This is a genomic window from Streptomyces venezuelae ATCC 10712 (genome assembly GCF_008639165.1).
In the GTDB taxonomy this organism is placed as follows: domain Bacteria; phylum Actinomycetota; class Actinomycetes; order Streptomycetales; family Streptomycetaceae; genus Streptomyces; species Streptomyces venezuelae.
Genome location: NZ_CP029197.1, coordinates 5,802,111 through 5,821,900, shown reverse-complemented (window position 1 = coordinate 5,821,900; position 19,790 = coordinate 5,802,111). Strand labels below are relative to the sequence as shown.

Below are 19,790 nucleotides of genomic sequence, written 5' to 3'. Positions count from 1 at the left end.
ACCAAAACGGCGGTCAACGGGCCTCCCTCCGGCGGCGGCTGTCGCGGATCACGATGGCGGTTCCGGCGACCACGGCCACCAGGACGACACCGATCCCCAACGTGTAGGTGGCGAGCCGTTCGGAGCGCTCCTGAGGCGTCTCCGACAGCGCCAGTCGGGCCGGCTCGGGAGCCGGCGGCTTGGGCGGGCCCGGGTCGGGCGTGGGCGAGGAGGGCGGCGTGCCGGGGGTGTCGGCGAGCGCCCGCACCGGGTCGACCACGCCCCAGCCCACGTGGTTGTCCCGCCCCTTGACGGGGCGGACGGCGGTCTGCTCGATCCGGGTGACGATCTGCGCCGCGGTCCACTCCGGGTACTTGGCGCGCAGCAGGGCCGCGACGCCGGCGACGTACGGGGCGGAGAAGCTGGTGCCGTTGTCGACGCACTGGCCGCCGCCGGGCACGGTGGAGACGACGTCGACGCCGGGGGCGGCGACGCCCACGAAGGTGCCGGACTGGGAGAACGCGGCCCGCTCGTTGTTCCGGTCGGAGGAGGCGACGGCGAGGACGCCGGGGAACGCGGCCGGATAGGTCTTCTTCAGGGAGCCGTCCATGCCGTCGTTGCCGGCGGAGGCGACCACGACGATCTGCTTGGACAGCGCGAGGGCGATCGCCTTGGCCATCGGCGAGTCGGCGTCCAGCGGCTGGGTGGTGTCCTGCGAGATGTTGATGACGTGGGCGCCCTTGGCGACGGCCCACTTGATGGCCTCGGCCATCGTGTCCGACTTGCCGCTGTTCTTCTCGTCGTTCTGCCGGATCGGGATGATCGTCGCCTCGGGCGCGAGGCCGACGAAGCCGGTGCCGGGGCGGGGCCGGGCGGCGATGATCCCGGCGACCTTGGTGCCGTGGCCGACCTCGTCGACGGTGCCGTCGGTCTTGCCGCGCAGCTCGTCGCCGAAGCCCGGGTTCTTCTTGTCGGGCTTGAGGTAGTCCTTGCCCGCCTTGGCGTCGACGGCCTGCTTCAGCTGCGGGTTGACGTCGTCGACGCCCGTGTCGATGACCGCGACCCGGACGCCCTTGCCCTTGGTGTCCTGCCACAGCTCGTCGAGGAGGACCCGCTGGAGCGGCCAGGGGGTGCCCTCGATCTGCTTCTTCATCGGGAAGGTGCACTCGCCGCTGCCGTCCAGGACGGGTCCCGCGGGGCGGGGCACGCCGGCCGGGCCGCTCGTGGGGCCGGCGGCGGAGGCCTGGCCGGGGGCCGCGAGGAGGGCGGTGAGGGTGCCCGCGGCGAGCAGGGCGGCCGTACGGTAGGTCGTCGTCACCGGTGCCACCCCCTAGGAACCCTGCGGCTGACGCGCGCTGTTGGTGTCGAGGCGCGGACCCTTCGACAGGAACTCGGACCACTCGATCGGGACGAGGGCCGGCTGGACTTTCTCGTACCCGAGACGCTTCTGCGCGTCGCTCGGTTCCGGGCGCCCGTCGCTCGACTTCTCCTTGTCCCCGGCGCCGATCTCGGAGCGGTCGGAGTCGCTGTCGCCGTTGGACTGGACGGCGTACCGCAGGCCGGTGTCGGTGACGAGGAACAGCGTGCCGCCGGTGGCCGCCTTCTGCTGCCCCTGGGTCTGGGTGTAGAGCAGACCGGTGCCCGGGGTGACGTACGTGCTGGTGCCGCCCGCGGTGATGTCCGCGGGGTACTCGGCGCCGGCCCAGGTGGCGAGGGTGGTGGCGCCCTTCTCGTCGACGCCGGTGAGGACGTTGCACACGGTGTCCCGGGCGCCCGCGTCGGTGGTGGCGTTGACCTGGGCGACCCTCTTCTTCGGCCAGTTGGCGCCGCCGTGGAAGAAGGTGGGGTCGGGGACGAAGGACGGTGCGTCGACGGTGACGGCCTTGCCGTCCATGTCGAGGACGCCGTTCTGCGGGGAGTTGATGAGCAGCCGGGCGGTGAACGGGGTGACCGGCTGGACCTTCCCGGGCAGGACGACGTAGTTCTGCGGCCCCGAGCCGGTCTCGGCGACCAGGACCATGCCGACGCGGTTCTCGGTGGCGGTGAGGGAGCCGGGGACGCCCGCCGGGGCGCCGGCCTCGCCGGGGACCCGCGGGAAGTCCACCTCGTCGCCGGTCTTCAGGGTGGCGAGCCAGTCGTCGGTGACCGCCTGCGGCTTCTTGGAAAGGCCGACGAGCGTGGTGACCAGACCGGTGGACTCGGCCTTCACCGGGTACTTGGTGCCGGTGTGGTCGACGAGAAACTGGGCGGCGCCCTTCTGGCCCTTGACGAACATGACCTCGCCGTCCTTCAGCTTGCCGGCGCCCTCGGTGCGGCCGAGGTCCCGCTCGGCGAAGAGGAAGGTCGCCTTCTGGACGCTCGCGCCGGTGCCGCCGCCGGGCTGCTCGCAGACCGCCCAGCGCTTGGGCTTGCCGGCGTCGTCGGCGGTGGGCAGCCGGTCGGGGGCGTACGGGATGCCGAGGATCGGGCCGCGCGGCGGCTTGCCCAGGTCGAGCGTCTTGTCGGCGACCTGGACGACCTGGAACTGGTCGGGGTTGAGCAGGAGCCGCGCGGACGCGAGGTTGAGGACCGGGTGGAGCAGGGTCTTCTTGTCCTTGCCCTTGCCGGTCTCCAGGACCACGTACCGGGTCGTCGACTGCTTGCCGACGATGACGCGGGTGCCGGGGGTGTCCCAGCCCTTGGGGGCCTGGGGGCTGAACATGCCCCAGGCGCCGAAGCCCGCGACGACGAGCGCGGCGACGATCAGTCCCGGGACGATCGCGCGCAGCGGCCTCGGCGCCCCCTCCTCCGTGCCGGAGGGCGAGGGTTGGAGGAATGCCGCCACCGTGCGCTTCTTCGCAAAGGTGTACGCGTTGAGCTCGTCCCGCCGCGATGCCATGAGTCCCCATTCTCGTCAGGCGCGATCTTCGCGCGGGAGCCGGGGAGGTGACACCCGGGCCCCGGCCGTCGGACCGGCCCCCTACTATGCCTGCTGTCCCGTGGCGTTCGTGGGGCGGGTAGGGTGATCCGGCCGTCAAAGCCCTGGCAGGCCAGGGTGATCGGGATGAATTGAGGGGGATTCTCCATCATGGCTTCCGCGACGCGGACGCGGCCCGCCGCGGCCACCGCCTCCGCACCCCCGTCCACGGGCCCCGTCTCCTCGGTCTCACCGAGGCTCCAGGCGCGCCCGGGACACTTCGGTTCGTTCCAGTTGCAACAGTTCGTTCTGGTCGAAGTGGCGGCGGCGCTGCTCGTCGTCGCCTATGTCATCGACCGGATGCTGCTGGTGCCCGCGGGCGTGGTGGCCGTCGTGCTCGTCCTGCTGGCGGTCGTCCGCCGGCACCACCGCTCCCTGCCCGAATGGCTGGGCACCTTCCTCGCGCTGCGGGCCCGCACCCGCCGGGCGTCCTCGTTCACGGTGCCGGAGGGCACCGAGCCGGGGCTCGCGCCGGTCGTGGAGTGCGACCCCGCGCTGCGGACCTACGCGTACAGCGACCGTGACCGCCGGCCCGTCGGCATGGTCGGCGACGGCACCTTCCTCACCGCAGTCCTGCGGGTCGAATCGGACGGCACGGCGCTGCGCCCGGACCGGGCGGCGCGGCCGCTGCCCGTCGGTCTCGTCCGGGACGTGCTGAGCGTCGACGGCATCCGCCTGGAGTCGGCGCAGATCGTGCAGCACACCCAGCCGGCGCCCGCCCCGCACCTGCCCGCGCAGTCGATGGCCGCGCGCAACTACGGTCCGCTGCAGGCGCAGACGGGCTCGCCGGCGGTCCGGATCACGTGGATCGCGCTCAAGCTGGACCCAGAACTCTGCCCGGAGGCGGTCGAAGCGCGTGGCGGTGGCCTCAAGGGCGCGCAGAAGTGCGTGGTGCGGGCGGCGGACCAGCTGGCGAGCAGGCTCGCGGGCGCCGGGTTCCGGGCGAGCGTGCTGACGGAGACGGAGCTCACCTCGGCGCTCGCCACCTCGACCTGCGCGAGCCCGATGGCGATCACGCAGGCGGGCCGGGGGCAGGCGCAGGGGCGCAGGACCCAGGAGACCGCGCGGACCTGGCGGGTGGACGACCGGCGGCACACCACGTACTGGGTGGGACGCTGGCCCCAGCTGGGCGGCCAGGGCGGGGCGGGGGCCTCGATGCCGCAGCTGGTGGCCCTGCTGACCTCGCTGCCCGCGCTGGCGACGACGTTCAGCCTGACGCTCAGCGGCGGGGACCGGCAGGAGGTGACCGTGACCGGACACGTACGGATCACCGGGCGCAGCGACGAGGAACTCGTGGCCGCGCGGCACGAACTGGAGCGCGCGGCGCGCGGGGTGAGGACGGGACTCGTGCGACTCGACCGTGAACAGGTGCCCGGCATCCTCGCGACGCTTCCGCTGGGAGGTGCGCGCTGATGTCCCACTCCGCTTCCTCCCCCTCCTTCGGTACGCCGTCCAGGCCGGGCGCTCCCGGCGCCTCGGGCCGGGCCGCCTCCTGGGGTTCCGGGCCGCGCGGTGCGGGGTCCCGGGGCGCGGGCCGGGGCGCGAAGCCCCGCTTCGGCTTCGGGCTCGTCGGGCCGCGCCGCGACCGGCACTCCGTCCCCGTGGACCAACTGGAGGCGCTGGCCCTGCCGGTCGGCGACGACGGCATGGTGATCGGCGTCGACGCCGAGAGCCGGCCCGCCGTCCTCGGCATCAACCGGCCCGTCCCGTACGACGTGACCCTCATCGGCGGCCTGTGGACCGCGCAGGTGCTGGCGCTCCGGGCCGCGGCGACGGGCGCGCGGGTGGCCGTCGAGACCGGTCGCGCGCAGGCCTGGACGGCGCTCGCGCAGGCCGCGGGCGGCGGACAGCCGTGCATCTCGCTGCACGACGTGGGGCGGGTGCCGCCGCAGGGCGCGTCCGCGGGCAGCCCGGTCGTGGTGATCCGCGACTGCGGCATGCGGCCGCCGCGCGGCCGGGTCGTGTCGGCGCCCTGGCAGTCGGTGGTGACGCTGCTTCCGTATCTGAGTCCGGTCGCGCCCCGGCTCCTGGAGAAGTCCTCCCTGGTCGGGGTGCAGCGGGTGTCTCCGGACGAGGCCGCGCAGATCGGCCGCATCATGAGCCTGCCGCGCCACGAGTACGAGGCGCTGTCGACGCTCGCGGACGGGGTGACCCTCTGGTGCACGCCGAGCGACCGCCAGTTCGTGATGACGCAGGGGACCGACGCCGAGACCGGATTGTTGGGCGGCGCGCGCCGGATGGACTGAGCGGCATGAAGTCGTTCAAGTACGTCCGTTTTTGCAACGTTTTGAACGGGCGGGGTTTTCACTCTGCGGCGCGGGCAGGTCACTTGGGGACCGGAACCGGTCGCGGGGAGGGGCGCGGAGGGGCCGTCGGGCCTGCCCGGGGGTTGCCCGCGCCGATTAGGGTGGAAGAGCCCCGCCCACAACGGCACAAGGGTGCTCGACCACACCAGGAGGCAAAGTGAACGGCGATCGCGACGAGATCCACGGGGGTTGGAATCCGCCCGCCGACGATCAGTCCGACGCGGATCCCGCCGAGATGACGGGTGAGTTCACCATCGACTACACCCCGCCCGCCTGGTACACGCAGAACGCGTCGGGCGGTGCGGGGGCGGCCGGTGCCACTCCCCCGCCCCCGCCGCCGAGCGGGGCGCAGGTCCCGGTGCCGGGCCTCCCGGCGGGCAGCGGCTTCGAGCCGCACTGGAACGCCGGTGCTCCGCCGGTGGGTACGCCCCCGATCGGCACGCCCGGCATGCCGCCGGTGGGCGCGCCTCCGGGGTACGAGCAGCCGGCCGGTGCGGCTCCGCTGCCGGTGCCGCCGCCCGTGGGGGTGCCGGCCGCTCCTGGTCCGGTCGCTCCTGGTGCCGTGGCTCCGGGTGCCGTCGCTCCTGGTGCCGTGGCTCCTGGCCCGGTCGCCCCCGGTCCGGTCGCTCCGGGCCTGGCCGCCCCGGGTCCGGCGGCTCCCGCGCCGGTCGCACCCGCGTCGGTCGCACCCGCGCCGGTCGCACCCGCGCCGGTCGCTCCTGCCCCGGGGGCTCCCGCCGCCGTGGCCCCTGGCTCCTTCACCCCGGCCGAGGCCTCCGCGCCGGGTGCCTTCCCGCCGCCCGTCCCGCTGCCGGTCCCCTCGGCGCCCGCGCCCGCGTCCACGCCCGCGACGCCGTTCGGCGGCGGGGACATCGAGAGCGGCGCGACCATGCGCTTCTCCCCCGCCGCGCTCCAGCGTGAGGTCGCCGAGCGCGCGGCCGAGGCCCCGGCCGCCGCTGTGGACTCCGGCGCCGACTCCGGTACGGCCGACAGCGCGGCTCCCGCCGGAGCCGCAGCCGGAGCCGAGGCGGAGACGGCCGCCGACACCGGCTCCACCACCGACGAGGAGACCTCCGCGGCCGCCGACGGCACCGCCTCGGCCACGGACGGCAGCGCCTCCGACGACAGTTCCGCCGACGACAGCGCGTCCGACGACAGCTCTTCGGTCGACGCCGAGTCCGAGGAGACCGACGTGACCGACGCCGTCGGCGCGGCCGACGCGGCCGAGCCGGAGGCAGAGGACGCGGCCGCCCCCGCCGAGACGACGGACTCCCCCGAGGACCGGGCGCCCGAGGACGTCGCGCCGGACTCCGGTGACGCGGCCGACCCCGCCGACTCCGCGAGCCCCGTGGGGCAGCCCGCCCCGGCCGCGCTCGACGCCGTGACCGAGCCCATGGCTCCGGTCCCCTATCCGCCGGCCGCCGCGGCGCAGGCCCCCGGGCCGTTCCCCGGTGCCGCACCCGCTCCGGCTCAGGCTCCGGCTCCGGCTCCGGCTCCGGGCCAGCCGTTCCCGGCCGCCGCGCAGCAGCCCGGACTGCCCCCGCTGCCGCCGTCGTTCCAGCCGGCCGCTCCCGGGCCCGCCCAGCAGTGGCCCGCGCAGCCGGCCCCGGGCGCCCAGCCGGCGCCGCAGGCCGCGCCGTTGCCGCCCGCCGCCGGCGCGTGGCCGGCGCCCGCGGTTCCCGGCGCGCCCGGCACCGTACCGCCGCAGGCACAGCCGCAGCCCGAGCCGACGCCGGGTGCCTACGGCTACCCGCAGCCGCAGGCCCAGCAGCCGCAGCCCGCCCCCGCCCAGCCCCAGGCCCCGGGTGGCTACGGCTACCCGCAGACGCCGGGAGCGCCGCAGGGCGCGCAGCCCGAGCCGCAGCCCCAGGCCCAGGGCGGCTACGGCTTCCCGCACCCCGGGACGCCGCCGCAGCAGCAGGCCGGTTACGGCTACCCGCACCCCGCCTCCGTACCCCCGCAGGCTGCCGCGCCGCAGGGCCCGCAGCCTCCGGTGGACCCGCGGACCGGGGCGGCCTGGCCCTCGCCGGTCACGCACGACCAGCGGGAGCGTTCGGTGCCGGGCGCCCCGCTCGGGTACAACGCGGCCGTCGAGCTGTCCTCCGACCGGCTCCTGCGGAACAACAAGCAGAAGCCCAAGTCCAGCCGGACGCCGGGCGGCGCGGCCGCGCGCTTCAAGCTGGGCGGGAAGAAGGAGGAGGCGGAGCGGCAGCGGAAGCTGGAGCTGATCCGGACGCCCGTCCTCTCCTGCTACCGGATCGCGGTCATCTCCCTCAAGGGCGGTGTCGGCAAGACGACGACCACCACCGCGCTGGGTGCGACCCTGGCGACCGAGCGGCAGGACAAGATCCTGGCGATCGACGCCAACCCGGACGCCGGCACCCTGGGCCGCCGGGTGCGCCGCGAGACCGGGGCGACCATCCGCGACCTGGTGCAGGCGATCCCGTACCTCCACTCGTACATGGACATCCGGCGGTTCACCTCGCAGGCGCCATCCGGTCTCGAGATCCTCGCCAACGACGTGGACCCGGCCGTCTCGACGACCTTCAACGACGAGGACTACCGGCGGGCGATCGACGTCCTCGGCAAGCAGTACCCGATCATCCTGACCGACTCGGGTACGGGTCTGCTGTACAGCGCGATGCGCGGGGTGCTCGACCTCGCCGATCAGCTGATCATCATCTCCACGCCGTCCGTGGACGGCGCGTCCAGCGCGTCGACGACCCTGGACTGGCTCTCCGCGCACGGCTACGCGGACCTGGTGCAGCGCTCGATCACAGTCATCTCCGGGGTCCGCGAGACCGGCAAGATGATCAAGGTCGAGGACATCGTGCAGCACTTCCAGACCCGCTGCCGCGGCGTCGTGGTCGTGCCCTTCGACGAGCACCTGTCGGCCGGTGCCGAGGTGGACCTCGACATGATGCGGCCGAAGACCCGGGAGGCGTACTTCAACCTCTCGGCGATGGTGGCCGAGGACTTCGTCCGCGCGCAGCAGGCGCAGGGCCTGTGGACCGGCGACGGCCAGGGCGCGATGCCACCGCACATGGCCCCGCCGATGCCGGGTCAGCAGATGCCGGGCCAGCCGGTGCCGGGACAGCCGCTGCCGGGGCAGTTCGCGCCCGGGCAGCCCGTACCGGGGCAGCCGTACGGAGCACAGCCCGCGCCTGGCCAGCCGATGCCCGGACAGGCCCCGCCCGGGCAGCCGCTGCCGGGGCAGTTCGCGCCCGGACAGCCCGCCGCCGGTCAGCCGTACCCGGCGCAGCAGCCGTACGGACAGGCGCCGGCCCCCGGTCAGCCGTACGGCGCCGCGCCCGCGCCCGGCCAGCCCTACGGGGCGCAGCCGATGCCGGGTCAGGGCCAGCCGCTGCCCGGTCAGGCCGTGCCCGGGCAGCCCCAGCCGGGTCAGCCGTACGGAGCACAGCCGGCGCCCGGTCAGCCGTACGGAGCGCAGCCGGGTCAGCCGGGCATGCCGCAGGGCTGGCAGCAGCCGCAGCCCGGTCAGCCGCTCCCCCCGCAGGCCGATCCGCAGGATCAGCGGGCGGGTGACGACGCGCAGGTCGCGCCGCAGAACTGGCCCCCGCAGCAGCCTCCGCAGGCGCCGCCAGCCCCTCAGCAGTAAGGCGTCACAGGAGTAGACCAATGAGGCCCCGTACCGGTCCCCCGGTACCGGGCCTCTTGGCATTCCCGCAGTCCACAAGGGGTTTGAGGGATCGTTGACGACGGCAGACCACCGCTGATAAACCTTCGCTTCACTCATCGTCAGCCCAAGATCCACGACAGATCCCCCGACGCGAGGTCACGTCCCATGGTCATGGTCACGAAGGCTCCACCCCGTTCCGCCCCCGCCGCCCACCGAGCGCTCCGCCTGCTGCTCGCCTCCGGAGTCACCGCCGTCTCGCTCGTGGCCGTCCCCGGCACCGCCGCCGCGGAGGACGACAAGTCCGCCGGGAACACGCTCACGGTCGCCGTCTCGCAGAGCATCGACTCGCTGAGCCCGTTCCTCGCCCAGAAGCTCACCTCGACGAGCATCCACCGGCTGGCCTACGAGTACCTCACCAACTACGACGCCAAGGACGCCCGTACGATCCCGGGCCTGGCGACCGCGTGGACCCCCTCGGCGGACAAGCTGACGTGGACGTACACCATCCGCGAGAACTCGAAGTGGTCCGACGGGAAGCCGGCCACCGCCGAGGACGCGGCCTGGACGTTCAACAAGATGATGACCGACCCGAACGCCGCCACCGCCAACGGCAGCTTCACGGCCAACTTCGCCCAGGTCACCGCGCCCGACGCGAAGACCCTCGTCATCCGGCTGAAGAAGCCGCAGGCGACGATGACCGCCCTCGACGTGCCGATCGTGCCGAAGCACGTCTGGGAGAAGGTCGGCGACTTCTCCAAGTTCAACAACGACCAGCAGTTTCCCATCGTGGGCAACGGCCCCTTCGTCATCACCGACTTCAAGGTCGACCAGTACATCAAGCTCAAGCCGAACAAGACGTTCTGGCGGGGCGCGCCCAAGTTCGACGAACTGGTCTTCAAGTACTACAAGGACGGGGACGCGGCCGTCGCCGCCCTCCAGAAGGGCGAGGTGTCCTTCGTCCCGAACCTGACGCCCGCCCAGGCCGCCGCCCTCGCCACCCAGAAGAACATCAAGGTCAACGACGCCCCCGGCCGCCGCTTCTACGCCCTGGCCACCAACCCCGGCGCGCGGTCCCAGGACGGCAAGACCTTCGGCAACGGCCACAAGGCGCTGCTCGACCCCGAGGTGCGCAAGGCCCTCTTCCTCGCGGTCGACCGCGCCACCCTCGTCGACAAGGTCTTCCAGGGCCACGCCGTCGAGGGCGAGGGCTACATCCCGCCCCGCTTCGGCTCGTACTTCTGGAAGCCCGACGCCGGGCAGAAGCGGACGTACGACCCGGCCGCGGCGGAGCGGGTCCTCGACGCGGCCGGATACAAGAAGAACGCCGCCGGGAAGCGGCTCGGCAAGGACGGCAAGCCGCTCGACTTCCGCATCCTCTGCCACGCCACCGACCCCAACGACAAGGCGGTCGGCAAGTACCTCCAGGAGTGGTGGGGCAAGCTGGGCATCGGACTGAAGGTCGAGTGTCTGGACAGCGTGTCGGACCCCTGGGTGAAGGGCGACTACGACCTCGCGTTCGACGGCTGGTCGGTCAACCCCGACCCGGACTACGTCCTGTCGATCCACACCTGCGGCACCCTCCCGGAGACGCCGAAGGACTCCGGAGCCACCGACAACTTCATCTGCGACCAGGAGTTCGACGGGCTCTACGCGCAGCAGGCGGTGGAGTACGACGCCGCCAAGCGGGCGGATCTGGTCAAGCGGATGCAGTCCCGGCTGTACGACACGGGGTACATGAACGTCATGGCCTACCCGAACGCCCTGGAGGCGTACCGCACGGACCAGATCAAGTCCATCACGACCATGCCCGAGGCCGCCGGGAACCTGTGGGGCCAGGACGGCTACTGGAGCTGGTGGTCGGCCGTTCCGGCCGCCTCGGCGTCCGGTGACTCCGGCTCCGGCGGCTCGTCCACGGGCGTGATCGTCGGGATCGGCGCGGCCGTGGTGGTCGTCGTCGGCCTCGGCGTCCTCCTCGGTCTGCGCCGCCGCTCCACCGCCGACGACCGCGAGTAGTCGGTGACGACCGCGAGCACCCCCGCCGACGTGGTGCGGGCCGACGAGGCCCGCACCACGGACGGCGCACCCCGCACCGGTTCCTCCCTCGGCTATCTCCGTCACGCGGCGGGCAAGCTGGGCGGCGCGCTCGTCTCGCTCTTCGCCGTCCTCGTCACCAGCTTCTTCCTCTTCCGGATCATCCCGGGGGACCCGGTGAAGGCGATGACCCACGGCGTGCCGACCTCGGCCGAACAACTCGCCACGCTGCGACGCCAGTTCGGGCTCGATCTGCCGCTGTGGCAGCAGTTCACCGACTACTGCGCCAAGGCGCTCAGCGGCGACCTCGGCACCTCGTTCCAGTTCCGCGCCCCGGTCGGCGACCTGATCGCGGAGAAGCTGCCCGCGACCCTGCTGCTCACCGGGGTCGCGGTGGTGATCTACTCGGCGCTCGGGCTCTGGCTCGGCACCCGCTCGGCCTGGCGCCACGGCGGCCTCGGCGACAAGCTGAACACCGGCATCGCGCTGACCCTGTGGTCGGTGCCCTCGTTCTGGCTCGGGCTGCTGCTCATCATCGTGTTCTCGGTCGGCATCGGGCCCGTCCCCGGGCTCTTCCCGACCGGCGGCATGGAGTCGGGCACGGGCGAGACCGGCTTCGCGTACGTCCTCGACGTCGCCCACCACCTCGTCCTGCCGGTGGTCACCCTGGTGGCCGTCGGATACGCGCAGACCCTGCTCGTGATGCGCTCCTCGCTCCTCGACGAGATGGGCGGCGACTACCTGACGACGGCCCGGGCGAAGGGGCTGCGCGACGACGACGTGCGCCGCCGGCACGCCGTGCCGAACGCGCTGCTGCCGACCGTCACCATGATCTTCATCAACCTGGGCCATGTGGCGGCCGGTTCGATCCTGGTGGAGACGGTGTTCTCCTGGCCGGGCCTCGGCGGGCTGTTCTACCAGGCCCTGAGCGTCCCCGATCTGCCTCTGGTCCAAGGGCTTTTCGTGGTCTTCGCCGGAGCGATGATCCTGATGAACCTGATCGCCGACCTGCTGTATCCGCTGCTCGACCCCCGGGTGGGCCGATGACCTCGACCGAACCGACCTCGACCGACCCGAGCTCGACCGAACCGACCCCGGCCCAGCCGGTCCCGACCCCGCCGGTCCCGAGCCCGCCGACCCCGTCGGCTTTGCCGTCGGCGGCCGCGCTGCGGTGGGAACGCCGCCGGACCTCGGCGGCCCGCTTCTGGAAGGCGTACCGCACCCATCGCGCCGGCCTCTACGGCCTCGCCGGGCTCGCCCTCATCGCGGTGCTCGCGCTCACCGCCCCGCTGCTCGTCGGCGCCGACGTCCAGTCGGTGACCCAGGCCCCGGGCACCGCCCTGGAAGCACCGAGCGCCGAATTCCCACTGGGCACCGACCAGTTCGGGCGCTCCCTGCTCGGTCTTCTGATCTGGGGAGCCCGGATCTCCCTGCTCGTCGGGCTGCTCGCGGCAGCCCTCTCGGTCGCCATCGGCACCCTGGTGGGAATCATCGCCGGGCACTACGGCGGCTGGTTCTCCACCGTCGTCATGCGGATCACCGACTGGTTCCTGGTGATGCCGACCCTGGTCCTCGCGATCGTGCTGGCCACCGTCATGTCCCGGTCGATGTGGACGGTGGTCCTCGCCATCGGGGTGACCTCCTGGCCGACCACCGCCCGCCTGGTCCGGGCCCAGACGATCGCGGTCGAGTCCCGCCCGTACATCGAGCGGGCGACCGCCCTCGGCGGGGGCCACGGACACGTCATGAGCAAGCACGTCCTGCCGAACGTGATGCCGCTGGTCCTCGCGCAGACCACCCTCGGCATCTCGACCGCCATCCTCACCGAGGCGACCCTCGCCTTCCTCGGACTCGGCGACCCCACGGTCGTCTCCTGGGGCGGCATGCTCCAGGACGCGCGCGAGGCCGGCGCCGTCTCCTCCGGGCACTGGTGGTACCTGGCCCCGCCCGGCATCGCGATCGCCCTGGTGGCGCTCGCCTTCACGCTGTGCGGCCGCGCCGTCGAGTCCGTGCTCAACCCGAAGCTGGGGGTGGGGCGATGAGCCTCCTCGAAGTACGGGACCTGAGGGTGACGTACGGGACGGGCGCGGCCGCCGTGCCGGCCGTGCGCGGGGTCGACCTGACCCTGGAGACCGGCAGCAAGCTGGGCGTGGCGGGCGAGTCCGGCTGCGGGAAGTCCACCCTCGCGCTCGCGCTGCTGCGCCTGCTGCCCGCGTCGGCGCGGATCGAGGGGCGCATCCTCCTCGACGGCGACGACGTCCTCGCCATGAAGTGGGGACGGCTCAGGGCGGTGCGCTGGGCGGGCGCCTCGATCGTCTTCCAGGGCGCGATGCACTCGCTCAACGCGGTCCACCGGATCGGGGACCAGATCGCCGAACCGCTGCTCGTGCACGGCCGGGCGACCCCGGCGGCGGCCCGCAGACGGGCCGGTGAGCTGCTCGAACAGGTCGGCCTGCCCGCCGCCCGCGCCGCCGCCTATCCGCACGAGCTGTCCGGCGGGCAGCGGCAGCGGGTGATGATCGCGATGGCGCTGGCCTGCGACCCCCGGCTGATCGTCGCGGACGAGCCGACGACCGCGCTCGACGTGATGATCCAGGCGCAGATCCTGCGGCTGATCGAGCGGCTCGTCGCCGAGGAGTCCATCAGCCTGCTCATGATCAGCCACGACCTCGCCGTCCTCGCCGACACCTGCGACCGGCTCGCCGTGATGTACGCGGGCCGGGTCGTCGAGGAAGGACCGGCCCGGGCGGTCTACGAGGCCGCCCGCCACCCCTACGGAAGGGCGCTGTCCTCGGCCTTCCCCCGCATCGGCGACCTCGCCTCCCGGCGGGCCCCGCGCGGACTGCCCGGCGACCCGCCGGACCCGGCGGACCTGCCGGGCGGCTGCACCTTCCACCCGCGCTGCCCGGTGGCGGTGGCCGCCTGCGCGGAGCTCGACCAGGAACTACGCGAGGCGGGCGCGGAGCACCGGGCCGCCTGCGTCCATGTGGGGAGCGCGTCATGAGTACGGAGACGGCCGTGCGTACGGAGAAGCCGGCCCTGCTGTCGGCGCGCGGACTGCACGTCACCTTCCCCGGGCGGCGGGGCGCGCCGCCCGCGCGGGCGGTCGACGGGGTGGACCTCGACATCGCGCCGGGCGAGATCGTGGCCCTGGTCGGGGAGTCGGGCTGCGGCAAGACGACCCTGGCCCGCTCGCTCCTCGGCCTGGTCAGGCCCACGTCGGGGACGGTGTCGTTCGACGGGAAGCCGCTCGGGTACGCCTCCGGGGCGCTCAAGGCCTACCGGAAGCGGGCCCAGCTGGTCCTCCAGGACCCGAGCGGCTCGCTGAACCCGCGGCACACCGTGTACGACGCGGTGGCGGAGGGGCTGCGGATCCACGGGGTCCGGGCGGGGACCGACGAGCGGGAGGCGGTCGCCGGGGCCCTCGCGCGGGCCGGGCTGCGGCCGCCGAAGCGCTTCTTCCTGCGCTATCCGCACGAGCTGTCCGGCGGACAGCGGCAGCGGGTGGTCATCGCGGGCGCGCTGGTCCTCGAACCCGAACTCATCGTCGCCGACGAGCCGGTGGCCTCCCTCGACGCGTCGGTACGGGGCGAGATCCTGGCGCTGCTGCTGCGTCTGCGGGACGAACTCGGACTCTCCGCCCTGGTGGTGACCCATGACCTCGGCCTGGCGTGGAACATCGCGGACCGGGTGGCGGTGATGTACCTGGGCCGGGTGGTGGAGACCGGCACGGTGGAATCCGTACTGACACGACCTCAGCACCCGTACACGCAGGCGCTGTTGTCGGTGCTGCCGGAGTCCGGTGGCGCCCCGGTGGTGCTGACCGGTGAGCCCCCGGACCCTTCCCGCATCCCGTCCGGCTGCCGCTTCCACGCGCGCTGCCAGGTCCTCGCCTCGGGCGAGGCGGCGGCGATCGCGCACCGCTGCCGCGGGGAATCCCTCCCGATCCTGAGCGGCGGCCCGGAGCAGGCGGTGGCCTGCCACTGGGCGACCCGGGAGGGGGCGGCGCCCTGAGCCGCCCCGCTCGGGCCGCCGGGCGCTGAGCAGGCGGCGCTCCGAGCCGCCCGGGCTCAGGGGCCGGCGGGCCCCACCGGAGCGGCCGGCGCGACGGGCTCGACGGGGCCGGCTGCCGCCGTGACCGGCTCGACGGGGCCGGCCGGGGGCGCGGCGGGCTCGGCCGGGCCGGCCGGGGCCGCCGGGACGGCGGCGGGCGCCGCGGGCTTCGCCGGGGTGGCGGCGGGCGCCGCCGGCTTCGACGGGGGTTCGGCCGTCGTGCCCGTGGGGGCGGCCGGGGTCAGCTGGCCCGACGGGCGGTCCGCGGCGGGGGCCGCCTTCGGCATGATCTCGCAGGCGCTGATGGACGTCCGCGTCGAGACCGACTTCACCGTGCAGGTGTCCCTGCCGACGCCCGCGTCCACCGTGCCCCAGTGCTCCCCGACGATGAGGACCGCGCCGTCGGGCCCGCTGATCGTGTCGTCACCGGGGCCCGACTGGATGAGCCCGCCCGACTCGGGGCCGAGCGCCTCCGCCTCGATGACGTCCGCCCCGCTGCCGCCGAGGACGCGGCCGGAGAAGTCGACGGTGCCGACCTTGATGGTGTCGGCGCCGTCGTTCCCGGTCACGATGCCGCCGCCCCGGTTGTACTTGCCGGGGGCGCCGGTCACCGACCCGGTGGTGATCCTGTCGTCGCCGTCGTCGCCGTGGACGACCGCGCCCTTCGTGGCCCCGTCGCCGGAGACCGTGGCGACCTTGATGACGTCGTTGCCCCGGTTGCCCCGGACCATGCTGGAGGCGTTCTGCGGGACCAGGTGCTTGGTGCGGATGACGTCGTCGCCGTCGCCGCCCATCACGGCCGAGTCGATGACCAGGCCGCGTACCTCGATCATGTCGTTGCCCGCGCCACCCCAGACGGTGACGTTCTCCAGGTCGCTGTCGCAGAAGATGTTGTCGTCGCCGCTGGTGCCGCTCACGATGTCGCCCGGCGGGGCGGTCACGCCGTTCACCCAGCACTGGTGCATGGGCACCCGTACGCCGTTCGGGCCGGCCGCCCCGGCCGGCGCGGCGGCGAGCGAGGCGGCGGCGGCGCCGGCGAGCAGGGCGGTGATCGCGGCGGGGCCGCGCAGCGCCCGGGGGCGCCTCCTGCGGCCGGAGGGTGGCATGGCGGACATACGGCTCTCCTCTGCTGGGGCGGCGCGGTGGACACGGTGAGCGGGACGGCGGGGGGCGTGCGGCGCAGGAGCAAGGGGCTGCCGGTGATCAGGCGACGGACGTGCGGGCCGGGCGGAACGGCGAGTAGCCCACGATGCGCCGGGTGCCGAGGTTCGGCTCGGGCGAGACCGGGGAGGTGGTCCACCGTCCCAGGCACATCTCGGCCGTGATGCCGGGGCCGAACCCGGCGAGGATGCCCCGGGCGCCCTCGGGCTGCCCGCCTTCCTCGAAGAGCCGGCGGACGGCGTCCAGCACGACCGCGCTGGCGATGTTGCCGTACTCCGTGAGCGTGGCGCGGCTGAACCGGAAGGCGTCCGGGGGCACTTCGAGGAAGCGGCTGAGGTCGTCGAGGATGCGCGGGCCACCCGCGTGGATGATGTAGAAGTCCAGCTCTCCGGCGTCCCAGCCGTGTGCTCCGGCGACCTCGCGGAGCGCCGGGGCCAGCGGCTCCATGGTGCCGGGCACCCGCTTGTCGAGCAGGAAGTGGAAGCCGGTGGCGCGGACGCTGTAGGCGATCCAGTCCTCGGTGTCGGGCACGAGGTGGGAGCTGTTGCGCTCCAGGCCGATGCCGGTGCCGCCCCGGCCGCGCACCACGGCGGCGGCGACGGCGTCGCCGAAGAGGCCGTTGGAGAGCAGCGAGCCGACGCCGAGGTCGGTCGGCTGGTAGCAGAGTGAGCAGAACTCGCAGGCCACGATGAGGACGTTGGCGTCCGGGTAGGCGGTGCAGAAGTCGTGGGCGCGGTTGATGGCGGCTCCGCCGGCCGCGCAGCCGAGCTGGGCGATGGGGACCTGGCGGGTGTTGCTGGGGAAGCCCATCGTGTTGATCATCCAGGCGGTCAGCGACGGCATCATGAAGCCCGTGCACGACACGTAGACGATCATGTCGATGTCCGCGGGGCGCAGGCCGGCGTTCTCCAGCGCCTCGTTGACCACCGCCGGGACGCGGGCCTTGGCCTCGGCCTCGTACCGGATGTTGCGTTCCTCGAAGCCCGGGTGCTTCAGGGTCTCCTCGATGGGCTGCACGATGTGCCGCCGGGTCACCCCGGTGTTGCCGATCAGCCGGAGGGCCAGGGCCAGTTGGGGGTGGCCCTCATGGTGGGTACGGGCGAGGTCGAGGGTCTCCTCCATCGTGATCACGTGCTCGGGCACAGACACCGCGGGCTTGCACAAAGTCACCACGACACTCGCTCCTTCGTCTCGTTCGCGTGAACTGCCGCCCACACTCACCCGGTGATCACGACCCCGCAACCGCGAGCGCGCCCGGACGCTTACGCAGGGTGAGCGGCGGACCGGCGGCGGCGTGCTCCGTTCAGGCGGCTGTGGCGGCTCGGCGTTGCGCGGCTCGGGCCCGCCGGGAACAGGGACCTCATGACCTCCGAGACGACCTCCGAAGCGACCGCAGGACCGGGCCGCGGAGCACCGCGCCCGACCGGGTGCCCCACCGGGGTGGCCGCTTCCGCCGCCGCCCCGCCGGCGGCCCGCACCTGGGCGGTGGACGACCTGCCCGCCCTCGCCTTCGACCCGCTGCTCACCGAACTCCTGGAGAAGGAGCCCGTCGCCCGCATCAGGCTGCCGTTCGCCGCGCGGAACGAGGCCTGGCTGGTGACGCGGTACGAGGACGTGCGCGCGGTGACCTCCGACCCCCGGTTCAGCCGGACGGCGCTGCTCGACCAGCAGGTCACCAAGATGACCGGCCACATGGTGGCCTCGAAGGCGGCCCTCAACTACGCCGATCCGCCGTACCACACCCAGCTGCGCAAGGCGGTGACCAAGGCGTTCACCGGGCAGAGCACCAGGCGGCTGCGTCCGCTTGCCCAGGCGGGCACCGACCGGCTCCTGGACGCGATGGAGGCGGCGGGCCGCCCCGCCGACCTGATGAAGCATCTGCACGGCCCGCTGCCGATGGCGGTGGTGTGCGATCTGCTCGGCATCCCGGAGGAGGACCGGGCGGAGCTGGCCTCCTGGCCGGACCTGATCCTGTCCTCGGGCCCCGGCCCGGAGAGCAGCAAGGCGGCCAAGGCCCAGATCCACGGCTACGTCATCCGGCTGCTCGACCGGCGGCGCGCGGAGCCCCAGGACGATCTGGCGGGCGTGCTCGCGGAGTCCCTCGCCGAGGGGCGGATCACCGCCGAGGAGGCCGTCTCCCTGGCGATGGCGATCCTGATCAGCGGCGCGCACGCGGTACGGAACAACAGCGCCAACATGGTGTACGTGCTGCTCACCCGGCCGGAGCTCGCGGACCGGCTGCGCGCCGAGCCCGGACTGCTCCCGCAGGCCGTGGACGAGCTGCTGCGCTGGATCCCGCACCGCAACGGCGTCGGGCTGCCCCGGATCGCGACGGAGGACGTCGAGGTCGGCGGGGTGCTGATCCGGGCGGGTGAGGCGGTCTACGCCTCCTACCTCGCGGCCAACCGGGACCCGGCGGCCTTCGAGGACCCGGACCGCCTCGACTTCGACCGGGAGGGCATCGGGCACGTGTCGTTCGGTCACGGCCCGCACCACTGCATGGGCGCGATGCTCACCCGCATGGAGTCCGAGGTGATGCTGTCGACGCTGCTCGACCGCTATCCGCGGCTGCGGCTCGCGGGGAGCGCCGAGGACGTGGTGTGGCAGTCGAAGGGGCTCATCCGCGGCCCGAAGGAACTCCTCGTGACCTGGTGAGCCCCCAGGGGGGGCGTCCCGCCGGGACGACGGCTCAGCCCGCCGTGGGGTGCTCCCGGTCGTACGCCTCCGTCAGCTCACGGCAGCGCTTCACGTCGCCGGCCATCGCTTCGAGCAGGTCGTCCAGGGTGTCGAACTTGAGCATCCCGCGGACGTACTCCAGGAAGTCCACGGCCACGTGCAGCCCGTACAGGTCGAGCCCCTCGCGGTCGATCGCGTACGCCTCGACGGTCCGTTCCGTGCCGTCGAACTGCGGGTTGGTGCCGACCGAGATGGCCGCCGGCATCCGCTCCCCCGCGGCCGTCAGCCAGCCGGCGTAGACGCCGTCGGCCGGGATGGCGGTGTGCGGGAGGGTCTCCACGTTGGCCGTGGGGAAGCCCAGCTCGCGGCCGCGCTGGGCGCCGCGGACCACGACGCCCTCGACCCGGTGCGGGCGGCCGAGGATCTCGGCGGCCCCGGTCATGTCGCCCTCGGCGACGAGCCGGCGGGTGAGGGTGGAGGAGAAGGGGTCGCCGCCGCCGGCCGAGCCGCTGACGTACAGGTCGATGACCTCGACCTCGTAGTCGTAGGTGGCGCCGAGTTCGGTCAGGAAGGCGACGTTGCCCGCGGCCCGGTGTCCGAAGCGGAAGTTGGGGCCCTCGATGACGGCCTTCGCGTGCAGCTTGTCGACGAGCACCTTGACGATGAAGTCGGCCGGGGACAGCTGGGAGAACTCGGCCGTGAACGGCAGCACGAGCACCGCGTCGACCCCGAGACCGGCCATCAGTTCGGCCCGCCGGTGGTGCGGGGCGAGCAGCGGCGGGTGGCTGCCGGGCCGTACGACCTCGGAGGGGTGCGGGTCGAAGGTGACCACGACGCAGGGGACGCCGAGCTCACGGGCCCGCTCGACGGCGCGCCCGATGATCAGCTGGTGTCCACGGTGCACCCCGTCGTAGGAGCCGATGGTGACGACGCTGCGCCCCCAGTCCTGGGGGATGTCCGCCAAGCCACGCCAGCGCTGCACTGTGAC

General features: G+C 73.6%; 14 protein-coding genes. 9 read left to right on the top strand and 5 right to left on the bottom strand.

All coding sequences use genetic code 11. The features are described from left to right. Nucleotides 1–13 precede the first annotated feature (13 nt). Together mycP and eccB are read right to left on the bottom strand one after the other, a co-directional pair. Entirely contained in the window at nucleotides 14–1,297 is a 1,284-nt protein-coding gene (gene mycP, locus DEJ43_RS26990) for a type VII secretion-associated serine protease mycosin (protein ID WP_041662931.1), read from the bottom strand. Nucleotides 1,298–1,309: 12 nt separating this feature from the next. Further along, a complete protein-coding gene (gene eccB / locus DEJ43_RS26985; protein ID WP_015036559.1) occupies nucleotides 1,310–2,857 on the bottom strand; it encodes a type VII secretion protein EccB in 1,548 nt (515 codons plus the stop codon). Nucleotides 2,858–3,046: 189 nt separating this feature from the next. Here eccB and eccE point away from each other — a divergent pair, with 189 nt between their 5' ends. The 8 genes from eccE to DEJ43_RS26945 all read left to right on the top strand — a co-directional run bounded on the left by eccE (nucleotide 3,047) and on the right by DEJ43_RS26945 (nucleotide 14,926). Continuing rightward, nucleotides 3,047–4,348, top strand: a complete 1,302-nt coding sequence (eccE, locus tag DEJ43_RS26980; protein ID WP_015036558.1) for a type VII secretion protein EccE — start codon at nucleotides 3,047–3,049, stop codon at nucleotides 4,346–4,348. Further along, the gene (locus DEJ43_RS26975; RefSeq protein WP_015036557.1) at nucleotides 4,348–5,181 is read left to right on the top strand and encodes a hypothetical protein; all 834 of its coding nucleotides are present in this window, start codon (nucleotides 4,348–4,350) and stop codon (nucleotides 5,179–5,181) included. Before eccE ends, DEJ43_RS26975 begins: the two co-directional genes overlap by 1 nt. Before the next feature lie 217 nt (nucleotides 5,182–5,398). Then, on the top strand, nucleotides 5,399–8,860 hold the full coding sequence (locus DEJ43_RS26970; RefSeq protein ID WP_015036556.1) for an SCO5717 family growth-regulating ATPase: 3,462 nt from the start codon (nucleotides 5,399–5,401) through the stop codon (nucleotides 8,858–8,860). A gap of 192 nt (nucleotides 8,861–9,052) precedes the next feature. Next, nucleotides 9,053–10,894, top strand: a complete 1,842-nt coding sequence (locus DEJ43_RS26965; RefSeq protein ID WP_041664241.1) for an ABC transporter substrate-binding protein — start codon at nucleotides 9,053–9,055, stop codon at nucleotides 10,892–10,894. Nucleotides 10,895–10,897: 3 nt separating this feature from the next. After that, nucleotides 10,898–11,959 (top strand): ABC transporter permease, encoded by a 1,062-nt coding sequence (locus tag DEJ43_RS26960; RefSeq protein ID WP_015036554.1) that lies wholly within the window; start codon nucleotides 10,898–10,900, stop codon nucleotides 11,957–11,959. After that, nucleotides 11,956–12,954: an ABC transporter permease gene (locus DEJ43_RS26955; protein WP_015036553.1), complete on the top strand. Its 999-nt coding sequence runs from the start codon at nucleotides 11,956–11,958 to the stop codon at nucleotides 12,952–12,954. Before DEJ43_RS26960 ends, DEJ43_RS26955 begins: the two co-directional genes overlap by 4 nt. Next, nucleotides 12,951–13,916 (top strand): ABC transporter ATP-binding protein, encoded by a 966-nt coding sequence (locus tag DEJ43_RS26950; RefSeq protein ID WP_015036552.1) that lies wholly within the window; start codon nucleotides 12,951–12,953, stop codon nucleotides 13,914–13,916. The genes DEJ43_RS26955 and DEJ43_RS26950 overlap by 4 nt, the downstream gene beginning before the upstream one ends. After that, a complete protein-coding gene (locus tag DEJ43_RS26945) occupies nucleotides 13,913–14,926 on the top strand; it encodes an ABC transporter ATP-binding protein (RefSeq protein ID WP_015036551.1) in 1,014 nt (337 codons plus the stop codon). Before DEJ43_RS26950 ends, DEJ43_RS26945 begins: the two co-directional genes overlap by 4 nt. Before the next feature lie 56 nt (nucleotides 14,927–14,982). Here the strand turns inward: DEJ43_RS26945 and DEJ43_RS37565 are convergent, their stop codons facing one another. Continuing rightward, entirely contained in the window at nucleotides 14,983–16,080 is a 1,098-nt protein-coding gene (locus tag DEJ43_RS37565) for a large tegument protein (RefSeq protein WP_015036550.1), read from the bottom strand. An 88-nt stretch (nucleotides 16,081–16,168) separates the two neighbouring features. Further along, nucleotides 16,169–17,341 (bottom strand): type III polyketide synthase, encoded by a 1,173-nt coding sequence (locus tag DEJ43_RS26930; RefSeq protein WP_257788002.1) that lies wholly within the window; start codon nucleotides 17,339–17,341, stop codon nucleotides 16,169–16,171. 147 nt (nucleotides 17,342–17,488) lie between these two features. On the opposite strand from DEJ43_RS26930, the gene DEJ43_RS26925 reads away from it, so the two are divergent. Then, complete coding sequence (locus tag DEJ43_RS26925; protein WP_078508750.1) at nucleotides 17,489–18,781, top strand: cytochrome P450; 1,293 nt, start codon at nucleotides 17,489–17,491, stop codon at nucleotides 18,779–18,781. A 34-nt stretch (nucleotides 18,782–18,815) separates the two neighbouring features. On the opposite strand, the gene DEJ43_RS26920 is transcribed toward DEJ43_RS26925, so the two are convergent. Continuing rightward, the gene (locus DEJ43_RS26920) at nucleotides 18,816–19,784 is read right to left on the bottom strand and encodes a bifunctional riboflavin kinase/FAD synthetase (protein ID WP_015036547.1); all 969 of its coding nucleotides are present in this window, start codon (nucleotides 19,782–19,784) and stop codon (nucleotides 18,816–18,818) included. Nucleotides 19,785–19,790: the final 6 nt, after the last annotated feature.